Here is a 21,784-nt window from a genome sequence, read left to right on the forward strand (position 1 = left end):
CGCCACACCAGCCCCGCCACACCAGCCCGACCACACCTGCCGGGCCACCCACCCCGCCCGGGCCACCCCGCCCAGGGGCGGCCCGAGGCAGGGACGGCCCGAGGCAGGGACGACCTACCCGAGCCGGTGGAAGGCGCGGGTCTGGAGCACCAGCTCGCCGGCGGCGTCGGAGGCGTCGAGGTCGACGACGGCGTCGATGACCCAGTCATGGTGGCCCTCGGGGTCGTGGAGCGTCTGCCGGACCGCCCGGGTACGACGGCCGGGCTCCTCCTCCGAGGGCTCCCCCGGCCGCATCTCGAGCAGGTCCGGCCCGCGGGCGTCGGCGTCGAGCAGGACGGTGTCGTGCTCGGCGTAGTAGGCCTCGATCGCGCCGTCCCAGGCCGACCGGGTCATCACGACCTCCAGCGGCGGGTCGGCACGGTCGGCGTCGGCGCGCTCCATGGCCATCAGCCCGTCGAGGTCGTCGCGGGCGACCAGCTCGACGCGGCGCCACATCGCGTTGCGGATCATCACCGTGAAGGCGCGGTCCTGCTTGGAGATCGGCCGCGGCGGGGGCGGCGGAGCGTGCTCGCCCCCGAAGTTCAGCAGAGCGTCGCGGCGCACGTGCGCGGGGTCGCTCAGCGCCTCCCACTCATCGAGCAGCGAGGAGTCGGTCTGGCGCACGGTCTCCCCCAGCCACTCGATGAGGTCCTCGAGCTCGGGCGTGCGGTGGCTCTCCGGCACGGTCTGGCGCAGCGTCCGGTAGGCGTCGGTGAGGTAGCGCAGCACCAGCCCCTCGGACCGGGCGAGCTGGTAGCGGGAGACGAAGTCGGTGAACGTCATCCCCTGCTCGTACATCTCGCGCACGATCGACTTCGGCGCCAGCGACTCGCTCTGCTCGACCGGCGGCAGCCACGGGTGGCCCTCGCGGTAGAGCTCGTAGGTCGCCTCGAGCAGCTCGCGCAGCGGCTGCGGCCAGGTGATCTCCTCGAGCAGCGCCATCCGCTCGTCGTACTCCAGCCCGTCGGCCTTCATCTCCGCGATCGCCTCGCCGCGGGCGGCGTGCTGCTGGGCGAAGAGGATCTGCCGGGGCGCCTCGAGGACCGCCTCGACGACCGAGACGATGTCGAGGGTGTGCTCCTCGGCCTCGGGGTCGAGCACCTCCAGCGCGGCGAGCGCGAAGTGGGCGAGCGGCTGGTTGAGCGCGAAGTCGGGCGGCAGGTCGACGGTCAACACGTAGCGCCGGCCGTGCTCGTCGGGCTCGTCGAGCCGGGTGAGCACCCCGGAGCGGACCAGGCTGCGCGCCAGGCGCAGCGCCCGACGCGAGAGCCGCAGCTGGCTGCGCCGGTCCTCGTGGTTGTCCTGCAGCAGCCGGCGCAGCACCCCGAAGGCGTCCTCCTCGCGGGCGAGGACGTTGAGCAGCATCGCGTTGTCGACCTTCATCTTGCTGGTCAACGGCTCGGGCACGCCGGCGACGAGCTTCTCGTAGGTCTGCTCGGTCCACACCACCGCGCCGTCCGGCGCCTTCTTCAGCTGGGCCTTGGACTTGCGCTTGGCCCGCTTCTCCTCGCTCATCGCGGCGTTCTTGGCCTCGGCCTTCGCCTTGGCCTTCTCGTTCTCGATGATGTGCTCGGGGGCCTGGACCACGACGTACCCGACGGTGTCGTAGCCGGCCCGCCCCGCGCGACCGGCGATCTGGAGGAACTCCCGCGAGCGCAGCACGCGCTGCCGGCTGCCGTCGAACTTCGCCAGCCCGGTGAACAGCACCGTGCGGATCGGGACGTTGATGCCGACGCCGAGGGTGTCGGTGCCGCAGATGACCGTCAGCAGCCCGGCCTGGGCCAGCTGCTCGACGAGCCGGCGGTAGCGCGGCAGCATCCCGGCGTGGTGGACGCCGATGCCACGCTTGAGCATCTTCGCGAGCGTCTTCCCGAAGCCCGCGCCGAACCGGAAGCCCGCCAGCCGCTCGGCCAGCGCCTCCTTGTCCGAGCTCTCGATCTTCTTGGCCGCCAGCAGCGAGGTGGCGTGCTCGACAGCCGCCGCCTGCGTGAAGTGCACGACGTACGCCGGCGCCTGCCCGGTCTCGACCAGCTCCTCCAGCATCTCCGGGAGCGGGGTCAGCGACCAGCTGAAGTGCAGCGGCACCGGCCGCTCGGCCTGGTCGACGATCGCGGTCTCCCGGCCGTTGCGGCCGGTCAGGTCCTTCGCCAGGTCCGAGACGTCGCCGAGGGTGGCCGACATGAGCAGGAACTGCGCCTGCGGCAGCTCCAGCAGCGGCACCTGCCAGGCCCAGCCGCGCTGCGGGTCGGCGTAGTAGTGGAACTCGTCCATCACCACGAGCCCCACGTCGGCCCGGGAGCCCTCGCGCAGCGCGATGTTGGCGAGCACCTCGGCGGTGCAGCAGATGATCGGGGCGTCGGGGTTGACCGCGGCGTCGCCGGTCAGCATGCCGACGTCCTCGGCGCCGAAGACCTCGCACAGGGCGAAGAACTTCTCGCTCACCAGCGCCTTGATCGGCGCGGTGTAGAAGCTGACCCGGTCGGTCGCGAGCGCCGCCGCGTGGGCGCCGAGGGCGACCAGGGACTTGCCGGAGCCGGTCGGGGTCGCCAGGACGACGTTGCTGCCGCCCAGCAGCTCGATGACCGCCTCCTCCTGGTGCGGGTACATCGAGAGCCCCTGGGACTCCACCCACCCGGTCAGGGCGTCGTAGACCTCGTCGGGGTCGTCGGTCGTCGGTACGGAGAAGGAAGCCATCAGTCGCGGGCCCGGGGATGGGCGGTTGCGAAGACCTCACGAAGGTTGTCCACGGTGACCAGTGTGTAGACCTGGGTCGTGGTCACCGACGCGTGCCCCAGGAGCTCCTGCACGACACGCACGTCCGCACCCCCGTCGAGCAGGTGCGTGGCGAAGGAGTGACGCAGCGTGTGCGGCGAGACGTCCCGGGTGACACCGGCCCGCTCGGCGGCCTTGGCCAGCACCGCCCAGGCCGACTGGCGCGAGAGCCGGCCGCCGCGGGCGTTGAGGAAGAGCGCGCCGCCGTTGCCGGCCCCCGTGGCCGCGGAGGCGAGCTCGGGGCGGCCGCGGACGAGGTAGGCCTCGACCGCCTCGCGGGCGTAGGAGCCGACCGGCACCAGCCGCTCCTTGCCGCCCTTGCCGCGCAGGAGCACGGTGCCGTCGACCGCGTCGAGGTCGTCGACGTCCAGGCCGACCGCCTCCGAGATCCGGGCGCCGGTGCCGTAGAGCACCTCCAGCAGGGCCCGGTCGCGCAGCGCGAGGGCGGTGCCGGGTGCGCCGGCCGCCTCGAGGATCGCCTCGACGTCGGCCAGCGGCAGCGCCTTGGGCAGCCGCTTGGCGGGCGTCGGCGGCTTCACCGCGCTCGCCGGGTCGACCTCGGTCAGCCCGTCGGCCACCGCGAACCGGTGGAAGCCGCGGACCGCCACGACCGTCCGCGCGGCCGACGTGGAGCTCAGCGGCGGGTGGTCGGCGTCCCCCTCGCGCAGCCGGGCCAGGAACTCCCCGACCGTCGCCTCGGTGACCTCGCCGAGGTCGCTGATGCCGACCCGGTCGAGGTGCTCGAGGTAGCGGCGCAGGTCGCGGCGGTACGACGACAGCGTGTTCGCCGCGAGGCCGCGCTCCACCGCCAGGTGGTCGAGGTAGGTGCGCACCGCCCGGGCGATGGCGGACGGCCCGGTCGTCTGCGCGGCCGCCTGCCCGCCGGTGTCCTGCGCGGTCATCTGCTGGGTGCTCAGGCCAGCACCTCGTCGGGGGTGGTGGCCTCCATGCCGACGGCCTCGCCGACCGCGGTGTTGGTGAGCCGGCCCGCGTGGGTGTTCAGGCCGAGCGCCAGCGAGCGGTCGTCGCGGCTGGCCTGCTCCCAGCCCTTGCCGGCGAGCGCGACGACGTAGGGCAGGGTCGCGTTGGTGAGCGCGTAGGTCGAGGTGTTCGGCACCGCGCCGGGCATGTTCGCCACGCAGTAGAAGATCGAGTCGTGCACCCGGTACGTCGGGTCCGAGTGCGTCGTGGGCCGGGTGTCCTCGAAGCAGCCGCCCTGGTCGACGGCGATGTCGACGAGCACCGAGCCCGGCTTCATCTGCGCGACCAGGTCGTTGGTGACCAGCTTCGGGGCGGCGGCCCCGGGGATCAGCACCGCGCCGATCACCAGGTCGGCCTCGGTGACCTGCTGCTCGATCGCGAGCTTGGAGGAGGCCAGGCCGTGGACGCGGTTGTTGTAGCGCCAGAACGACATCCGCAGCTTGTCCAGGTCGGTGTCGAGCAGGGTCACGTCGGCGCCCATGCCCAGCGCGATGTTGGCCGCGTTCTGCCCGGCCACGCCGGCGCCGATGACGACCACCTTGGCGTTGGCGACGCCGCCGACCCCGCCGAGCAGCACCCCGCGACCACCCTCGGCCTTGAGCAGCGAGTAGGCGCCGACCTGCGGCGCGAGGCACCCGGCGACCTCCGACATCGGGTAGAGCAGCGGCAGCGCGCCCGAGGGCAGCTGCACGGTCTCGTAGGCGATCGCGGTGACCTTCCGCGCGACCAGCTCCTCGGTGAGCGGCTTGTCCGCGGCCAGGTGGAGGTAGGTGAAGAGGGTCAGCCCCTCGCGCAGGCGGTGGTGCTCCTCCGCGACCGGCTCCTTGACCTTGAGCACCATGTCCGCGGCGCCCCACGTCTCGTCGGCGTCGCTGACGATGCGCGCGCCGGCGGCGACGTACTCCTCGTCCGCGATCGACGACCCGACGCCCGCGCCGGTCTCGACGAGCACCTCGTGTCCGTGCGCGACCAGCTCGTGCACACCGACCGGGGTGATGGCGACCCGGTACTCGTGGTCCTTGACTTCCTTCGGGACACCGACCTTCACGGGCGTGGTTCCTTGTCTCGAGCGGGTACGCCGGCACCTCGTCGTGACGACGTCGCGACACTACCGCCCGGCCGTGTCGCGCAGGTCACGTCGCGGCCTCGGACGTGCCGCGCCCTATGAGTCCCTTCGCCGCGGCCAGGAGCACCGCCTGCACGAGCGGCCCGTCACCGACCCGGCCGTCGAGCACCGCGGCCCGCAGCTCCTCGAACGGCACCCACAGCGTCTCCATGTCGGCCTCCTCGTGCTGGAGCACGAAGTCGCCGCGGTCGACCGTGCGCAGCCCCCGCGCGAGGAAGAGGTGCATGACCTCCTCGGAGATGCCCGGCGAGGACCAGGTCGTGCCCAGCGGCGTCCACTCCTCCGCCTCGAGCTGGGCCTCCTCGCGCAGCTCCCGACGCGCCACCTCGAGCGGCTGCTCGTCCTCGGGGCCGTCGAGGAGGCCCGCGGGCAGCTCGACGAACCGGCGCCCCGCGGCGTGGCGGTACTGCACGAGGCACAGCACCCGGTCGCCGTCGTCGACGGCGAGCACGATCACCGCCCCCGGGTGCTCGAGCACCAGCCGCGCGAACGGCTCCTCCCCGTCGCCGCCGGGCCGCAGGACCAGGTCCTTGCGCAGGTCGACCACCCACCCCGTGTCGGTCAGGCCGGCCGACTCCGTCACAGGCCAGCTCTCCGGGCGGTCCTCCAGGGGCGTCGACATGCCGGCGACGTTACCCATCACCCTCGGCCCGCGCCCCGTCGCGTCGTTTCATCAAGGTATGCAGGCGAACCGCCACTCCCCGGGTGGAGCTCACCGTGGGAAGTGACTACTCGGCTGCATCCCTTGATGAACCCCCAGCGTCGCCCGCGCAGGTCGGGCCGGAGGCGGACGACGACCGGGCCCGCCCGCCCGGCGCGAGCCGCAGGCCCCGACCCACCAGTGGCCCAGGCCGCGGTTCGGCTCACGGGGTTCCGACACGCTCAGGCCTGGGCGGCCTTCGCTGCTCAACCAGCGACGGGGGCGGGCGGCTGGCCCGGCTCAGGCCTCGACGGGCGTCTCGGCCGGGGCGTCGACGTCGATGGGGAACCGCAGCTCGCGCTGGCGGTCGATCGCCGCGCCGACCAGGCCCGCGAAGAGCGGGTGCGGGCGGGTGGGACGCGAGCGCAGCTCGGGGTGGGCCTGGGTGGCGACGTAGTACGGGTGCACCTCGCGCGGCAGCTCGACGAACTCGACCAGGTCGTGCTCGGGGTTGGTGCCGGAGAAGACCAGGCCGGCCTGCGCGAGCTGGTCGCGGTAGGCGTTGTTCACCTCGTAGCGGTGCCGGTGCCGCTCCTCGATCACGGGCGCCCCGTAGACCTCACGCACGATCGAGCCCTCGGCGAGCGCGGCGGGGTAGAGCCCCAGACGCATCGTGCCCCCGAGGTCACCCGCGCCCTCGACGTACTCCTTCTGCTCGGCCATCGTGGCGATGACCGGCTCGCTGGTGCCGGGGTCGAACTCGGTGGAGTCGGCGTGCTCGAGGCCGGCGACGTTGCGGGCGTACTCGATGACCATGCACTGCAGGCCCAGGCACAGTCCCAGGGTCGGGATGCCGTGGGTCCGGGCGTAGGTCAGCGCTCCGAGCTTGCCTTCCAGGCCGCGGATGCCGAAGCCGCCGGGCACGCAGATCGCGTCGACGTCGCCGAGGTGGCGCTGCTGCCCGGCCGGGGTCTGGCACTCGTCGGAGGGCACCCAGCGCAGGTTCACCTTCGCCTCGTGGGCGAAGCCGCCGGCGCGCAGCGCCTCGGCGACCGAGAGGTAGGCGTCCGGCAGGTCGACGTACTTGCCGACGAGCGCGACCGTGACCTCCTCGCGCGGGTGGTGCACCCGGCGCAGCAGGTCGTCCCAGGCGCTCCAGTCGACGTCACGGAAGGGCAGGTCGAGGCGGCGGACCAGGTAGGCGTCGAGGCCCTCGCGGTGCAGCACCTTGGGGATGTCGTAGATCGACGGCGCGTCGGCGCAGGTGATGACCGCCTCGTCGTCGACGTCGCACATCAGCGCGATCTTCTTCTTGATGCTCTCCGGCAGCTCGCGGTCCGCGCGGCAGACCACCGCGTCGGGCTGGATGCCGACCTGGCGGAGCGCGGCGACCGAGTGCTGGGTGGGCTTGGTCTTCAGCTCGCCCGAGGGGCCGATGTAGGGCACGAGCGAGACGTGGATGAAGAAGCAGTTGTCGCGGCCGACGTCGTGGCGGACCTGGCGGGCGGCCTCGAGGAACGGCAGGGACTCGATGTCGCCGACCGTGCCGCCGACCTCGGTGATGACCACGTCGACGGCGTCGTCGCCCTCGCCGGCCATCAAGCGGATCCGGTCCTTGATCTCGTTGGTGATGTGCGGGATCACCTGGACCGTGTCGCCGAGGTAGTCGCCGCGGCGCTCCTTGGCGATGACGCTGGAGTAGACCTGACCGGTGGTGACGTTCGCGACCTGGTTGAGGTCGGTGTCCAGGAACCGCTCGTAGTGGCCGATGTCCAGGTCGGTCTCGGCCCCGTCGTTGGTGACGAAGACCTCACCGTGCTGGAACGGGTTCATCGTGCCGGGGTCGACGTTGAGGTACGGGTCCAGCTTCTGCATCGTCACGCGCAGACCGCGCGAGCGGAGCAGCCGGCCGAGGCTTGAGGCCGTCAGACCCTTGCCCAGCGAGGAGGCGACGCCTCCGGTCACGAATACGTGCTTGGTGGGCGTCGGGTTCTTCACGGGACTCCATGCTATCCCAGGATCGGCTCGGTCAACCCAACGGCACGGCGCCGTCGGCGCCGGATGCGCCGAAGGCCCCGCCCTCGCCGCCGAGCCGGCGCAGCAGCGCCAGGACGGCGGTCACCTGGCCGAGCGTCGACTCGGTGCCGTCGACGGTGCTGACCATGTCGGCGACCGGCTCGCGGCGCAGCGCGGCGAGGATCCCGCCGGAGCGGGCCTGGTCGGTCGTGCCCGCGACGACGACACCGCCGGAGGTCTCCGCCGTACCGCTCAGCAGGCCGTCCAGCACCGCCAGGACCTCCGGGGTCGGGCCGTCCTCGCCGAGCACCACCAGGACGGCGGGCGCGCGCGGCGCCTCGCCGTCGGGCGAGACCACCAGCTCCGCCCCGGCCAGGCTCTGCCGCACGGTGCGGGTCTCCTCGGTGGCGGGGCTGGCCTGCTCACCGGTCGTGGCCAGGGCCACGCCGAGCAGCTGCCCCATCCGGGCGTACGTCGCCGCGCCGGCGTCGACCACGCCCGCGCCGAGGTCGTCGGCCAGCTGGCTGCCCAGCGTGTCGACCAGCGCCTTCTCCGAGGCGGCCAGCAGCGCCGGCTGCACGTCGTAGCGCCCGGTGACCGACCCGCCGGCCAGCTCGACCTGCTCGGTCAGGCCGGCGACGGTGCTGTCGTCCGCGCCGGGCATCGCGAGGACCGCGACCGGCCGATCGGCGAGCCGGCCGTCGTAGAGCTGCTCGGCGGCCGCGGCGGCGAAGGTGTCCCCGTAGCCGGCGGCGAGCCGGGCCTGCTGGGTCACCGCCCGGGCGGGTGCCTGCTGGTCGTCGGCGCGACCGAGCTCGCTCAGCGGGCCGCCGCCGAGGACCACCCCGACCGCGAGGGCGAGGAAGACGGCGACGAGGGAGACGACGTGGTGGCGGTAGGTGATCACGGGAGAAGTCCTCGGAGGGTCTCGGAGAGCTGGTCGGCCCACTCCTGGCCGACCGGGGTCACGCCGACGGCGACCGCGAGGGCGACCAGGCCGGCGAGCATGACCAGCAGGAGGTGGTGGGGCCGCACGCGGCCCGAGTACAGGTAGGGCACGGCCGCGGCGTCGACCAGACGGGCGCCGAGCTTGAGCCGGGTGAGGTAGGTGCTGGCGAGTCCGGAGCGCTCGCGGTCGAGGAACTCCTCGAGGCTGGCGTCCAGCCCGACCCCGATGACCAGCGCCGCCTCGGCGGCGTCGGCCACGACGAGCGCGGCGTCCTCGGCGGTGGCGTCGGTCTCGATGCGCAGCGAGCGCACCCCGAGGCGGTCCAGGGAGTCGATGGCCTCCTTGCCGCCCGCCCCGCGACCGGCGCGGACGACCACGTCGCGCGCGGCCTTGAGGGTGCGCGCGCTGGGGACGCCGTCGGGCTCGGCGGCGTCGACGACCACGACGTCGACCCGCCGGCCGCGTTCGCGCACGACGTCGGCGCTGCGGCCGACGGCGACGATCACCGGCTCCTGCTCGCGCAGGTAGGGCCGGAGCCGGTCCAGCGCGGCGGCGACGTCGGGCCCGTCGGCGACCACGACGACGGTCCGGCCGGCGATCGGGGTGGCGGGCCTCGGCACGCCGACGCCGTTGAGCAGCAGGTCCTGCTCGCTGCGGAGGAAGGCGGCGCTGTTGTGGGTGAAGGTCTCCAGCTGGGTGACCAGGCCCTGTCGCGCCCGGGTCAGCTCCTCGGCGAGCACCTCGGCGTCGACCGGGCGGCCCGACGCGAGGACGCGCGCGCCCTCAGCGTCGCCGTCCTCCAGCAGCGTCCCGGCGTCCAGGCGCACCGCGCCGCCGTCGGGCACGGCAGCCAGGGCCGTCGAGCCGATCCCGTCGAGCATGGGGACGCCCGCGGCGAGCAGCACCTCGGGGCCGAGGTTCGGGTAGCGGCCGGAGACCATCGGGGAGGCGTTCACGACCGCGGCGACCCCGGCGTCGACGAGACGCTGGGCGGTCGCCCGGTCGAGCGCGGAGTGGTCGAGGACGGCGATGTCGCCGGGCCGCAGCCGGGGCAGGAGCGCCCGGGTACGACGCTCGACGCGGGCGGTCCCCGTCACCCCGGGCAGGACACGGTGCTGCTGGCGGGTGCTGAGTCTCATGACCGCTCCATGGTCACAAACCCCGAGGGCCCGCAGCCGGACCACTCACCGCCGGGCGCGTCGGCGTGGGGCAGGTCACCCCGACGGCCCGGTCGAGCCCGGCCGAGCCCGGTCAGGCCAGGGCGCGGGCGGAGGCGGCGACCTCGAGGAGCTCGCGGGCGTGGGCGAGCGCGGTGTCGCTCTCGGTCATCCCCGCCAGCATCCGCGAGAGCTCCCGCTCGCGCGCGGCTTCGTCGAGGACCGTCAGGCCCGAGCTGGTCACGGTTCCGTCGCTGGACTTCTCCACCACCACGTGCCGGTCGGCGAACGCCGCGACCTGCGGCAGGTGGGTGACGACGAGGACCTGGGCGGACCGCGCGAGCCGGGCGAGCCGGCGCCCGATCTCGACCGCCGCGGTGCCGCCGACGCCGGCGTCGACCTCGTCGAAGACGAACGTCGGCACAGGGCTGGTCTCGGAGAGGGCGACCTCGAGCGCGAGCATCACGCGGGACAGCTCGCCGCCGGAGGCGCCCTTGTGCAGCGGACGCGGCTCGGAGCCGGTGTTGGCGGCCAGCAGCAGCTCGACCTCGTCGACGCCCGAGGAGCCGAAGCGCAGGTGCCGCTCCCCCACCAGCAGCGGCGCGCCGGCGCCGGTGGCCGGGGCGCCGTCGGGGTCCAGCTCGGTCTGCCGCACCTCGACGCTCACCCGCGCGTGCGGCATCGCCAGCAGTCCCAGCTCCGCGGTGACCTGCTCGGCGAGGCGGCCCGCGGCCTCGGACCGGGCCGCGCTGAGCTCACCGGCCAGGCCGCCCAGCTCCGCCCGGAGCTCGTCGCGCTCGGCCCGCAGCTCCTCGATCCGCTCGTCGGTGCCGTCGAGCTCGAACAGCCGCCGCGCGGAGGTCTCCGCCCAGGCGAGCACCTCGTCGATCGACTCGCCGTACTTGCGGGTCAGCGCGGTCAGGGCGGCCCGCCGCTCGGAGACGGCGGCGAGGCGGGCGGGGTCGGTCTCGATCCGGGTGGCGTACGACGCGACGTCGGCGGCGACGTCGGAGAGCAGGTAGGTGACCTCCGCGAGCCGGTCGGCGAGCTCACCGGCCTCGGTGTCGTGCTCGCGGACCCCCTCGAGCGCGGACCGGGCGGCGGAGGTCGTGCCCAGGGCGTCGGGTGAGCCCTGCTCGCTCGAGAGCGCCTCGCGGGCGACCTCGGCGGCCAGCCGCAGCGTGTCGGAGAACCCGAGCCGGGACTCCTCGGCGGCGAGCGCCTCGTCCTCTCCCGGCTCCGGCGCGACCTGCTCGACCTCCTCGAGCCCGAACCGCAGCAGGTCGGCCTCCCGTGCCCGGTCCCGGGCGGTGGTGACCACCTCGTCGAGCTCGCGCTCGACAGCGGCGAGCCGCCGGTGCGCGCCGCGGTAGCGCTCGAGCAACGCGGCGACCGGCGCGCCGGCGAACCGGTCGAGCGCCTCGCGCTGCGCGCGGGGCCGCAGGAGCCGGTGCTGGTCGGACTGTCCGTGCACGGCGACCAGTGGCTCGGCGAGCTCGGCGAGAGAGGACACGGGGACCGAGGCGCCGCCCACGAAGGCACGGGAGCGGCCCTCGGCGGCGACGTTGCGGGCGAGGACGACCCGGTCGTCCTCGACCGTCCCGCCAACCTCCTCAACCGCGGCGGCGAACGCCGCCAGCGCGCTGGCGTCCACGACGCCCTCGACTCGCGCCGAGCGGGATCCCGAGCGGACCGCCCCGCTGTCGGCCCGGCCGCCGAGCAGGAGCCCGAGCGCCGTGACGATCATCGTCTTGCCGGCACCCGTCTCGCCGGTGATGACGGTCAGGCCGGGGCCGAGCTCGAGGGTCGAGGAGTCGATGACACCGAGCGAACCGATCCGGATCTCCTCCAGCACCTCACGCCTCCCGTCGTCGTCGTTCCGCCTGGCCCCGCCACCCCTCGACCGGCAGGCCGAACTTGGCCACCAACCGGTCGGTGAAGGGCGAGTCGTGCAGCCGCACCAGCCGGACCGGATGGGTGCCGCGGCGCACCTCGATCCGGGCACCGGGCGGCAGGTCGACCGTGCGCCGACCATCGCACCACAGCACCCCGCCCGCCTCGGTGCGGGCGAGCACCTCGATCGCGAGCACCGAGGTCGGGGCGACCACCAGCGGTCGGGCGAAGAGCGCGTGGGCGCTGATGGGGACCATCAGCAGCGCCTCGACCCCCGGCCACACGACCGGGCCGCCGGCGCTGAAGTTGTACGCCGTGGAGCCGGTGGGCGTCGCGCAGACGACCCCGTCGCAGCCCCATCGCGACAGCGGGCGGCCGTCGACCTCGACGACCACCTCGAGCATCCGCTGGCGGGCCGCCTTCTCCACGCTGGCGTCGTTGACCGCGAACGTGCTGGTGACCAGCTCGCCGTCGCGGAAGACCCGGACGTCCAGCGTCATCCGGTCCTCGGCGACGTAGCGCCGCTCGACGACCGCGTCGATCGTCGACTGCACGTCGTCGACCTCGGCCTCGGCCAGGAAGCCGACGTGACCGAGGTTGACCCCGAGCACCGGCGTCCGGCTGCCGTAGGTGATCTCCGCGGCGCGCAGGATCGTCCCGTCGCCACCGATCACGACGGCGAGCTCGCAGTCGGCGGCGGCGCCGTCCTCGTCCTGCGCGACCTCGATGGCCGGGGAGTACGCGGCGGGGTCGATCCCGAGGTCGGCGGCCTCGGCCGCGAGCAGGCGCACGACGATCCCGCTGGCGCTCAGCGCCTTGCAGAACGCCAGGGCCACCTCGCGTGCCTCCTCCCGCCCGGTGTGGGCGAGCATGAGGACGCGGCGCGGCGTCGGCTGGGTCGTGGTCACGGGTCAACCCTCTCACCCGGCGCCGACGACGGCGGACCCCCGCGCACGACGCTGTGGACGTCCTCGGGCGTGATGGTCGCCGGTCCCCGGCGCAGCCACAGGAAGAACTCCACGTTGCCCGACGGTCCGGGCAGCGGGCTGACGGTCACCGCACGCGCACCCCAACCGCGGCGCGCCGCGGCGTCGGCAACCGCGAGCACGGCCTCGGCCCGCAGCGCCGGGTCGCGGACCACGCCGCCCTTGCCGACCCGGTCCTTGCCGACCTCGAACTGCGGCTTGACCATCGGCACCAGGTCGCCGTCCTCGGCGGTCACGGCCAGCAGGGCGTCGAGCACGAGCTCCAGGGAGATGAACGACAGGTCGCCGACGACGAGGTCGACCGGCCCGCCGATGAGCTCCGGGGTGAGCTCGCGGACGTTCGTGCGGTCGTGCACGACGACGCGCTCGTCCTGCTGGAGGCGCCAGGCCAGCTGGCCGTAACCCACGTCGACGGCGACCACCTGGCCGGCGCCCCGGCGCAGCAGCACGTCGGTGAAGCCTCCGGTCGAGGCCCCGGCGTCCAGGCAGCGCCGGCCGGCGACCTCCAGGCCCAGCGGCCCGAAGGCGTCGAGCGCGCCGGCGAGCTTGTGGCCGCCGCGGGAGACGTAGTCGGGGCGGTCGGGGTCGGTGGTGACGACGATCGCGACGTCGGTCGTGACGCCGGTGGCGGGCTTGGTGGCCCGGGCGCCCTGGACGGTGACCCGGCCGGCGGCGATCAGCTCGCTGGCGTGCTCACGGGAGCGGGCGAGCCCACGGCGGACGAGCTCGGCGTCGAGCCGGAGACGACGGGGAGGCACGGCGGATCAGGCGGGGGCGCCGGGGCGGCCCGGGGCGGCGGGGGCGCCCGGGTCGGCGTCGAGGGCGCGGCGCAGGCCCTCGTGGGCGGCCTCGAAGACCGCGACGTGCTCCTCGAGCGGGCGGTCCTCCAGCTCCTCGACGGTGGCGACGATCCGGTCCACGCCCTCGACACCGGTGCGCACGGGCGCCGCGGCGCGGAGGTCCTCGGTGCGGGTGTCCGCGGTCGGGAGGTCGGCCTGCTCGCTCATGCCGCGAGGCTACCCGGCGTCTCCCCCGGTGGGCGGCTCCAGCCCCGCGACGTCGACCGGCTCGCCGACGGCGTCCAGGTGGCGCCAGGCGGTGACCGCCACCGCGCGCCACCAGTCGGCGACCGACCCCGCCCCCTCGACGCGCACCGTCCCGGAGGTCATGTGCGCGGTCCAGCCGCCGGCCTGCGCGCTCCCCCCGGCCGGGTCGCCGTCGAGCACCACCTCCGGGTGCGGCTCGAGGAGCCCGCGGAGGTCCGGGGCGAGGTACGTCGGCCGCTCCTCGGGCCTCGCCGCGACCAGCTCGGCCAGGCCGGTCACCCCGGTGAGCACGAGCAGCGAGTCGATCCCGGCCCGCCGGGCCCCGGCGATGTCGGTGTCGAGCCGGTCGCCGACCATCAGCGGCCGCTCGCCGCCGACCCGCCGCACGGTCTCGTCGAGCAGCGGGCGCTGCGGCTTCCCGGCCACGACGGGGTCCACCCCGCTGAACCGTTGCACCGTCTCGACGAGCACCCCGTGCCCGGGAGCCGCGCCGTACGCCGTCGGGATGCTCAGGTCGGTGTTCGAGGCGACCCACCACAGGCCCTCGCGAACCCGGACCGCAGCACGCATGATGTCGCGCCACAGCACGTCGGGGCCGTAGCCGGTCACGAGCGCGTCCGCCTCGTCCTCGACGCCGACGGGGGTCAGTCCGGCGGACCGGACCGCCTCCTCCAGCCCCGCCGCACCGAGCAGCACCACGCGCGCACCGGCGGGGAGCCGGTCGGCGAGCAGGCGGGCGGCGGCCTGGGCGGAGGTGACCACGTCCTCGGGCTCGGCCGGCACGCCCAGCCGGGAGAGGTGCTCGGCGACGGTGGCCGGCGTCCGCGAGGCGTTGTTGGTGATGAAGGCCAGGCGCATTCCCGCGTCCCGGGCCCGCTCGAGGTGCTCGGGTGCGCCCGGCACCGCCTCACCGCCGACGTAGACCACGCCGTCCAGGTCGAGCATCGCCAGGTCGTAGGCCCCCACCAGGGCCGTCGGGCTGGTCCCGAGCACGCTTGCCTCCTCATGGCCTCGTCGCGAGGGCACCCTACGATGCGTCGGTGGACCCAAGCGCCGTGGTGACCCCGCCGTACGTCGGTGGCCCCTTCGCGCTCGCGCCGTTCCACGGGCTCATGCTCGCGCCGCGCCGGATCGGCGACCCGGCCTCCGCGCGGGTCCTGGCCCGCCCGTACGACACCGTCCCCGAACGGCTGCGCAGCTGGGAGGCCAGCGGCCAGCTGCTCCGCGACGAGCAGGCGGCGCTCTACCTGCACGAGTACACCGCCGGCGGCATCACCGTCCGCGGCCTGGTCGGCGCCCTGGACGTCTCTCGCCGCGCCGCCGGCCCCGGGGAGGCGGTCGTCCTCCCCCACGAGGGGATCCACCCGGCCCAGGCCGACGAGCTCGCCGACCGGATGACCCAGATGCAGCTCAACCCGGCCCCCATCCTGCTGGTCCACCACGGACGCGACGAGACCCGCCGACTGCTGAGCGAGCTCCGGTCCGAGGCTCCGGTCCACGACTTCACCGACCGCGCCCGGCAACAGCACCGGATCTGGGCGATCCGCGACCCCGACCGGCTCGCGACGCTCACGGCGGAGCTGGCCGGGACGCGGGCGCTCATCGCCGACGGGCACCACCGCTACAGCGCCTACCTGCGACTCCAGCGCCGGGCCCCGGGCACGGCCTACGACCGAGGACTGGCGATGCTGGTCGACCAGGACGACACCCCGCTCTTCCTCGGCGCCATCCACCGGCTCCTGGCCGGCAGCCGTTTCGAGGACGTCCGCGCAGCCGCCGAGACGGTCGGCATCGGATTCGCCGAGCTCACCCACACCGCGGCCGTCGAGGCCCTCGGCCCGGACACCCTGGTCGCGACCGACCAGCAGCGGTGGGCCGCCCTGGCCGTCCCGTCGCGCGTCGGCAGGCTCGCGGTGGAGGCCCTCCACGAGCAGCTGGTGCCGGCGCTGCCCCGCGGACCGCACCGGATCGACTACCTCCACTCCGCCGAGGAGGCGCTCGCTGCGGCGGGCACCGGGACCGGCACAGCGGTGCTGGTGCCCGCACCGCCCGTGGACACGGTCCTGGGCATCGTGGCCGCCGGACGGCTGCTCCCCCAGAAGGCAACCTCCTTCCAGCCGAAGCCGAGCGTCGGCGTGCTCATCCGCTCCCTGCTCGACGGATGACCTTCGCCGACCGCACCTCCACCTCGGTGCGGGACGCCGCACCCGCTCCGGTGCGGAAGAAGCGCCGGCGGACCGAGCCGGTCACTTCGACCACGTCGTCGACCTGCCACGTCAGGATCGAGCGCCGCGGCCGGGCCGCCCACACCGCGCAGTCGAGCGCGTCCACCGTCTGCTTCGACCGCCCCTGGTCCCCCGTGCGGGTGACGGCGAGCCGGAAGGTCCAGACGGCGTCCCCGCTGGGCAGCACCCGCTCCGCGGGCGCCTGGGAGACCCGGCCGACCAGCCGGACCTCGTTGATGTGCTCGTCCCGGCGATCGGCGGCCGGGACCTCTCCCTTCGTGCGTGCGGACATCCGCATCACCTCCTGCGGCAACGCTCCGCCGAGGCGCCGACGGTGCCGCGCGCAAGCCTGAGCCCCGGTGGAGAACCAGGCGCGAGAACATCCTGTGCACGGAGACCGGGCCGCGGTCGTCACGGAAAAGACCCGTAAATGCGAAGCAGGACCAACCCACATGGGGTTGGCCCTGCTTGCTAATGGTATGTCCGGCGGCGTCCTACTCTCCCACAACCTCGCGGTTGCAGTACCATCGGCGCTGAAAGGCTTAACTTCCGGGTTCGGGATGGGACCGGGTGTTTCCCTTTCGCTATGGCCGCCGTAACTCTAGCGACACGCACCGCCCGCCCCGACAGCGCTCAAGCGCTGTACCGAGGGGGTCCAGGTGCGCGCCAAGTATCGGCGTGTTCTGGATATATGTGGACGCGAGCACTCGCAAGGACAGTTGTTGTCTTGGTTGAGTGGTTGTGGGACAAGCCCTCGGCCTATTAGTACCGGTCGGCTAGGCATTACTGCTGTACACCTCCGGCCTATCAACCCAGTGTTCTGCTGGGGGCCTTACCCACTTAACGTGGTGGGAAACCTCATCTTGAAACATGCTTCCCGCTTAGATGCATTCAGCGGTTATCACTTCCGAACGTAGCTAACCAGCCGTGCCCCTGGCGGGACAACTGGCACACCAGAGGTTCGTCCATCCCGGTCCTCTCGTACTAGGGACAGCCTTTCTCAAGTTTCCTGCGCGCGCGGCGGATAGGGACCGAACTGTCTCACGACGTTCTAAACCCAGCTCGCGTGCCGCTTTAATGGGCGAACAGCCCAACCCTTGGGACCTGCTCCAGCCCCAGGATGCGACGAGCCGACATCGAGGTGCCAAACCATCCCGTCGATATGGACTCTTGGGGAAGATCAGCCTGTTATCCCCGGGGTACCTTTTATCCGTTGAGCGACCACGCTTCCACATGCCGTGGCCGGATCACTAGTTCCGACTTTCGTCCCTGCTCGACATGTCTGTCTCACAGTCAAGCTCCCTTGTGCACTTACACTCGCCACCTGATTGCCAACCAGGCTGAGGGAACCTTTGAGCGCCTCCGTTACATTTTAGGAGGCAACCGCCCCAGTTAAACTACCCATCAGGCACTGTCCCTGATCCGGATTACGGACCTAGGTTAGACATCTAGTACGACCAGAGTGGTATTTCAACGATGACTCCACACCCACTGGCGTGAATGCTTCACAGTCTCCCACCTATCCTACACAAGCCGAACCAAACACCAATACCAAACTATAGTAAAGGTCCCGGGGTCTTTCCGTCCTGCCGCGCGTAACGAGCATCTTTACTCGTAGTGCAATTTCGCCGAGTCCACGGTTGAGACAGCGCCCAAGTCGTTACTCCATTCGTGCAGGTCGGAACTTACCCGACAAGGAATTTCGCTACCTTAGGATGGTTATAGTTACCACCGCCGTTTACTGGGGCTTAAGTTCTCCGCTTCGAACACCGAAGTGCTCTAACAGGTCCCCTTAACCTTCCAGCACCGGGCAGGAGTCAGTCCGTATACATCGTCTTACAACTTCGCACGGACCTGTGTTTTTAGTAAACAGTCGCTTGGGCCTGGTCTCTGCGGCCTCCTCCGCTTCCCCACGCAAGGTGGTTGACGGATCGGGCCCCCCTTCTCCCGAAGTTACGGGGGCATTTTGCCGAGTTCCTTAACCATGGTTCGCTCGATCGCCTTGGTATTCTCTACCTGATCACCTGAGTCGGTTTGGGGTACGGGCGGCGCATAGCTCGCTAGAGGTTTTTCTCGACAGCATAGGATCATCCACTTCCCCATACGGGTCCCCATCAGATCTCAGACTCGTCATCAAAGACAGCCGGACGGATTTGCCTACCCGACGTCCTACATCCTTGGCCACGGACAACCATCGCCGTGGTTGGACTACCTTCCTGCGTCACCCCATCGCTTGACTACTACCAGCTCGGGTCCCACGCTCCGCCACATCCCATCCCCCGAAGGGTTCAGTAAACGTGGTTTCGGGTGGTTAGCATCACCAGGTTCGTCATGGGCGCTACTTTGCCGGTACGGGAATATCAACCCGTTGTCCATCGACTACGCCTGTCGGCCTCGCCTTAGGTCCCGACTTACCCAGGGCAGATTAGCTTGACCCTGGAACCCTTGATCATTCGGCGCACGTGTTTCTCACACGTGATTCGCTACTCATGCCTGCATTCTCACTCGTGTCGGATCCACCCCTGGGTCACCCCGGAGCTTCACTCCCGACACGACGCTCCCCTACCCATCCACACACCTGAACCACAAGAGCTTAGTTATTGTGTGAATGCCATAGCTTCGGCGGATGACTTGAGCCCCGCTACATTGTCGGCGCGGAATCACTTGACCAGTGAGCTATTACGCACTCTTTCAAGGGTGGCTGCTTCCAAGCCAACCTCCTGGTTGTCAATGCGACTCCACATCCTTTTCCACTTAGTCACCGCTTAGGGGCCTTAGCTGATGGTCTGGGCTGTTTCCCTCTCGACTACGGAGCTTATCCCCCGCAGTCTCACTGCCGCGCTCTCACTTACCGGCATTCGGAGTTTGGCTAACGTCAGTAACCTTGTAGGGCCCATCGGCTATCCAGTGCTCTACCTCCGGCAAGAAACACGCGACGCTGCACCTAAATGCATTTCGGGGAGAACCAGCTATCACGAAGTTTGATTGGCCTTTCACCCCTATCCACAGGTCATCCCCTCAGTTTTCAACCTAAGTGGGTTCGGTCCTCCACGCGGTCTTACCCGCGCTTCAACCTGCCCATGGATAGATCACTTCGCTTCGGGTCTTGATCGTGCTACTCAAACGCCCTATTAGGACTCGCTTTCGCTACGGCTTCCCCACACGGGTTAACCTCGCAACACAACGCAAACTCGCAGGCTCATTCTTCAAAAGGCACGCCATCACCCCAACACCCACAAGGGGCAGCCGGGCTCTGACGGATTGTAGGCACACGGTTTCAGGTACTATTTCACTCCCCGCCAGGGGTACTTTTCACCTTTCCCTCACGGTACTTGTCCGCTATCGGTCATCAAGGAGTATTTAGGCTTAACGGGTGGTCCCGCCAGATTCACACGGAATTTCAGGGGTTCCGTGTTACTTGGGATACCGTCCCAGAGACGAACGCTTACGCATACGGGGCTATCACCCTCTACGGCGCTGCTTTCCAACAGACTTCGACTTCACGAACGTTTTCTTACTCTGTGTCGATCCGGCAGAATCAACAAGACAGTCCCACGACCCCTCATGCGCAACCCCTGCCGGGTATCACACGCATAAGGTTTAGCCTCTTCCGATTTCGCTCGCCACTACTCTCGGAATCACTTTTGTTTTCTCTTCCTGCCGGTACTGAGATGTTTCACTTCCCGGCGTTCCCTCCACACACCCTATATATTCAGGTGCAGGTAACTGGACATGACTCCAGCTGGGTTCCCCCATTCGGACATCCCCGGATCAACGCTCGGTTGCCAACTCCCCAGGGCTTATCGCAGGCTCCTACGTCCTTCATCGGCTCTTGATGCCAAGGCATCCACCATGTGCCCTTCATAGCTTGTCTCACAAACACTCAACGAAGACAACAACTACAAAAGTTTCTTACAAGATGCTCGCGTCCACTATCCAGTTCACAAACAACAACCCCACCACCAGCCACCACACCGACCAAAGAATCGGAGGGGGTCTGCGGAGGAACAGCACTGAGGGAGTGATCCCCCAGAGCCCAACAGTGTGTCAACCATCCCCAGCTCCACCAGACCCCCAGGTTCCACACCCGCCGCCAGCACCCAAACCCCCAAAAGAGCTTGAACACCAGCACGAGCAGTACTGAGAGGACCCGGCACAACCAGGCACAGCATCATCGACGATTCCACTAGTGAGACACCCCCATCGTCACCACACATTCGGTGGTGATCGGGATGTGTGCTCCTTAGAAAGGAGGTGATCCAGCCGCACCTTCCGGTACGGCTACCTTGTTACGACTTCGTCCCAATCGCCAGCCCCACCTTCGACGGCTCCCTCCCACAAGGGGTTAGGCCACCGGCTTCGGGTGTTGCCGACTTTCGTGACGTGACGGGCGGTGTGTACAAGGCCCGGGAACGTATTCACCGCAGCGTTGCTGATCTGCGATTACTAGCGACTCCGACTTCATGGGGTCGAGTTGCAGACCCCAATCCGAACTGAGACCGGCTTTTTGGGATTCGCTCCGCCTCGCGGCATCGCAGCCCTTTGTACCGGCCATTGTAGCATGCGTGAAGCCCTGGACATAAGGGGCATGATGACTTGACGTCATCCCCACCTTCCTCCGAGTTGACCCCGGCAGTCTCCTATGAGTCCCCGGCATAACCCGCTGGCAACATAGGACGAGGGTTGCGCTCGTTGCGGGACTTAACCCAACATCTCACGACACGAGCTGACGACAGCCATGCACCACCTGTACACCGACAAAAAGGGGCACCATCTCTGGCGCTTTCCGGCGTATGTCAAACCCAGGTAAGGTTCTTCGCGTTGCATCGAATTAATCCGCATGCTCCGCCGCTTGTGCGGGCCCCCGTCAATTCCTTTGAGTTTTAGCCTTGCGGCCGTACTCCCCAGGCGGGGCGCTTAATGCGTTAGCTGCGGCACGGAACCCATGGAATAGGCCCCACACCTAGCGCCCAACGTTTACGGTGTGGACTACCAGGGTATCTAATCCTGTTCGCTCCCCACACTTTCGCTCCTCAGCGTCAGGACATGCCCAGAGAACCGCCTTCGCCACCGGTGTTCCTCCTGATATCTGCGCATTTCACCGCTACACCAGGAATTCCGTTCTCCCCTGCATGCCTCTAGTCTGCCCGTATCGAAAGCAAGCACCGAGTTAAGCCCGGTGTTTTCACTCCCGACGCGACAAACCGCCTACGAGCCCTTTACGCCCAATAATTCCGGACAACGCTCGCACCCTACGTATTACCGCGGCTGCTGGCACGTAGTTGGCCGGTGCTTCTTCTGCGGGTACCGTCACTTTCGCTTCGTCCCCGCTGAAAGAGGTTTACAACCCGAAGGCCGTCATCCCTCACGCGGCGTTGCTGGATCAGGCTTCCGCCCATTGTCCAATATTCCCCACTGCTGCCTCCCGTAGGAGTCTGGGCCGTGTCTCAGTCCCAGTGTGGCCGGTCACCCTCTCAGGCCGGCTACCCGTCGAAGCCTTGGTAGGCCATTACCCCACCAACAAGCTGATAGGCCGCGAGCACATCCCCCACCGAAAAACTTTCCACACAGATCTCATGCGAAACTGTGTCGTATCCGGTATTAGACCCCGTTTCCGAGGCTTATCCCGAAGTGGAGGGCAGATTACTCACGTGTTACTCACCCGTTCGCCGCTCGTGTACCCCCGAAAGGGCCTTACCGCTCGACTTGCATGTGTTAAGCACGCCGCCAGCGTTCGTCCTGAGCCAGGATCAAACTCTCCGTTGAAAAACAACACCCAACACCAACCACAAGGACCAGTGCTGAGAAAAAGAGATGCCCTGACAGACGACACTGACAATTACATTGTCAGAATCATTGTCAAAGAAACCATCAACCAACCCAACCACCAAAAGGCAATCAGATCAGCCGACGGGGCATAACAAACTAATTCGTCGACTATGACACACTGTTGA

14 protein-coding genes and 3 rRNA genes are annotated in these 21,784 nt (G+C 69.9%); 1 reads left to right on the plus strand and 16 read right to left on the minus strand.

What is annotated here, in order from left to right; genetic code table 11:
• Positions 1-114: 114 nt before the first annotated feature.
• From HPC71_RS11690 to HPC71_RS11745, 12 genes are all read right to left on the minus strand, one after another.
• A complete protein-coding gene (locus HPC71_RS11690) occupies positions 115-2,733 on the minus strand; it encodes a DEAD/DEAH box helicase (protein WP_154617458.1) in 2,619 nt (872 codons plus the stop codon).
• Positions 2,733-3,713 carry a site-specific tyrosine recombinase XerD gene (xerD, locus tag HPC71_RS11695; RefSeq protein WP_154617456.1) on the minus strand — a complete coding sequence of 327 codons (981 nt, stop codon included), beginning with the start codon at positions 3,711-3,713 and terminating at the stop codon, positions 2,733-2,735. Before xerD ends, HPC71_RS11690 begins: the two co-directional genes overlap by 1 nt.
• An 11-nt stretch (positions 3,714-3,724) precedes the next feature.
• Entirely contained in the window at positions 3,725-4,840 is a 1,116-nt protein-coding gene (gene ald / locus HPC71_RS11700) for an alanine dehydrogenase (protein ID WP_171896714.1), read from the minus strand.
• An 85-nt stretch (positions 4,841-4,925) separates the two neighbouring features.
• Entirely contained in the window at positions 4,926-5,540 is a 615-nt protein-coding gene (locus HPC71_RS11705; RefSeq protein WP_154617454.1) for an NUDIX domain-containing protein, read from the minus strand.
• Between the two features lie 318 nt (positions 5,541-5,858).
• On the minus strand, positions 5,859-7,556 hold the full coding sequence (pyrG, locus tag HPC71_RS11710) for a CTP synthase (RefSeq protein WP_171896715.1): 1,698 nt from the start codon (positions 7,554-7,556) through the stop codon (positions 5,859-5,861).
• 31 nt (positions 7,557-7,587) lie between these two features.
• Positions 7,588-8,481: a copper transporter gene (locus HPC71_RS11715; RefSeq protein ID WP_154617452.1), complete on the minus strand. Its 894-nt coding sequence runs from the start codon at positions 8,479-8,481 to the stop codon at positions 7,588-7,590.
• Entirely contained in the window at positions 8,478-9,662 is a 1,185-nt protein-coding gene (steA, locus tag HPC71_RS11720) for a putative cytokinetic ring protein SteA (RefSeq protein ID WP_154617450.1), read from the minus strand. Before steA ends, HPC71_RS11715 begins: the two co-directional genes overlap by 4 nt.
• A gap of 112 nt (positions 9,663-9,774) precedes the next feature.
• On the minus strand, positions 9,775-11,535 hold the full coding sequence (recN, locus tag HPC71_RS11725) for a DNA repair protein RecN (RefSeq protein WP_171896716.1): 1,761 nt from the start codon (positions 11,533-11,535) through the stop codon (positions 9,775-9,777).
• Position 11,536: 1 nt separating this feature from the next.
• Entirely contained in the window at positions 11,537-12,481 is a 945-nt protein-coding gene (locus tag HPC71_RS11730; RefSeq protein ID WP_257866267.1) for an NAD kinase, read from the minus strand.
• Entirely contained in the window at positions 12,478-13,317 is an 840-nt protein-coding gene (locus tag HPC71_RS11735) for a TlyA family RNA methyltransferase (protein WP_171896717.1), read from the minus strand. The genes HPC71_RS11730 and HPC71_RS11735 overlap by 4 nt, the downstream gene beginning before the upstream one ends.
• Positions 13,318-13,323: 6 nt before the next feature.
• Positions 13,324-13,566: a hypothetical protein gene (locus tag HPC71_RS11740; RefSeq protein ID WP_154617448.1), complete on the minus strand. Its 243-nt coding sequence runs from the start codon at positions 13,564-13,566 to the stop codon at positions 13,324-13,326.
• Between the two features lie 9 nt (positions 13,567-13,575).
• Positions 13,576-14,598 carry an HAD-IIA family hydrolase gene (locus HPC71_RS11745; protein WP_284438241.1) on the minus strand — a complete coding sequence of 341 codons (1,023 nt, stop codon included), beginning with the start codon at positions 14,596-14,598 and terminating at the stop codon, positions 13,576-13,578.
• Between the two features lie 47 nt (positions 14,599-14,645).
• Between HPC71_RS11745 and HPC71_RS11750 the strand changes: the two genes are divergently transcribed.
• Positions 14,646-15,770 (plus strand): DUF1015 family protein, encoded by a 1,125-nt coding sequence (locus HPC71_RS11750; protein WP_154617446.1) that lies wholly within the window; start codon positions 14,646-14,648, stop codon positions 15,768-15,770.
• On the opposite strand, the gene HPC71_RS11755 is transcribed toward HPC71_RS11750, so the two are convergent.
• The 4 genes from HPC71_RS11755 to HPC71_RS11770 all read right to left on the minus strand — a co-directional run bounded on the left by HPC71_RS11755 (position 15,745) and on the right by HPC71_RS11770 (position 21,596).
• The gene (locus HPC71_RS11755; RefSeq protein ID WP_154617444.1) at positions 15,745-16,122 is read right to left on the minus strand and encodes a single-stranded DNA-binding protein; all 378 of its coding nucleotides are present in this window, start codon (positions 16,120-16,122) and stop codon (positions 15,745-15,747) included. The genes HPC71_RS11750 and HPC71_RS11755 overlap by 26 nt on opposite strands.
• A 189-nt stretch (positions 16,123-16,311) precedes the next feature.
• A 5S ribosomal RNA gene (gene rrf / locus HPC71_RS11760) occupies positions 16,312-16,428 on the minus strand.
• Positions 16,429-16,572: 144 nt separating this feature from the next.
• Positions 16,573-19,704: ribosomal RNA gene (locus tag HPC71_RS11765) — 23S ribosomal RNA — on the minus strand.
• 373 nt (positions 19,705-20,077) lie between these two features.
• A 16S ribosomal RNA gene (locus HPC71_RS11770) occupies positions 20,078-21,596 on the minus strand.
• Together the 16S, 23S and 5S rRNA genes form the textbook arrangement of a ribosomal RNA operon.
• Positions 21,597-21,784: the final 188 nt, after the last annotated feature.

Source organism: Nocardioides marmotae, assembly GCF_013177455.1.
GTDB classification, from domain to species: domain Bacteria; phylum Actinomycetota; class Actinomycetes; order Propionibacteriales; family Nocardioidaceae; genus Nocardioides; species Nocardioides marmotae.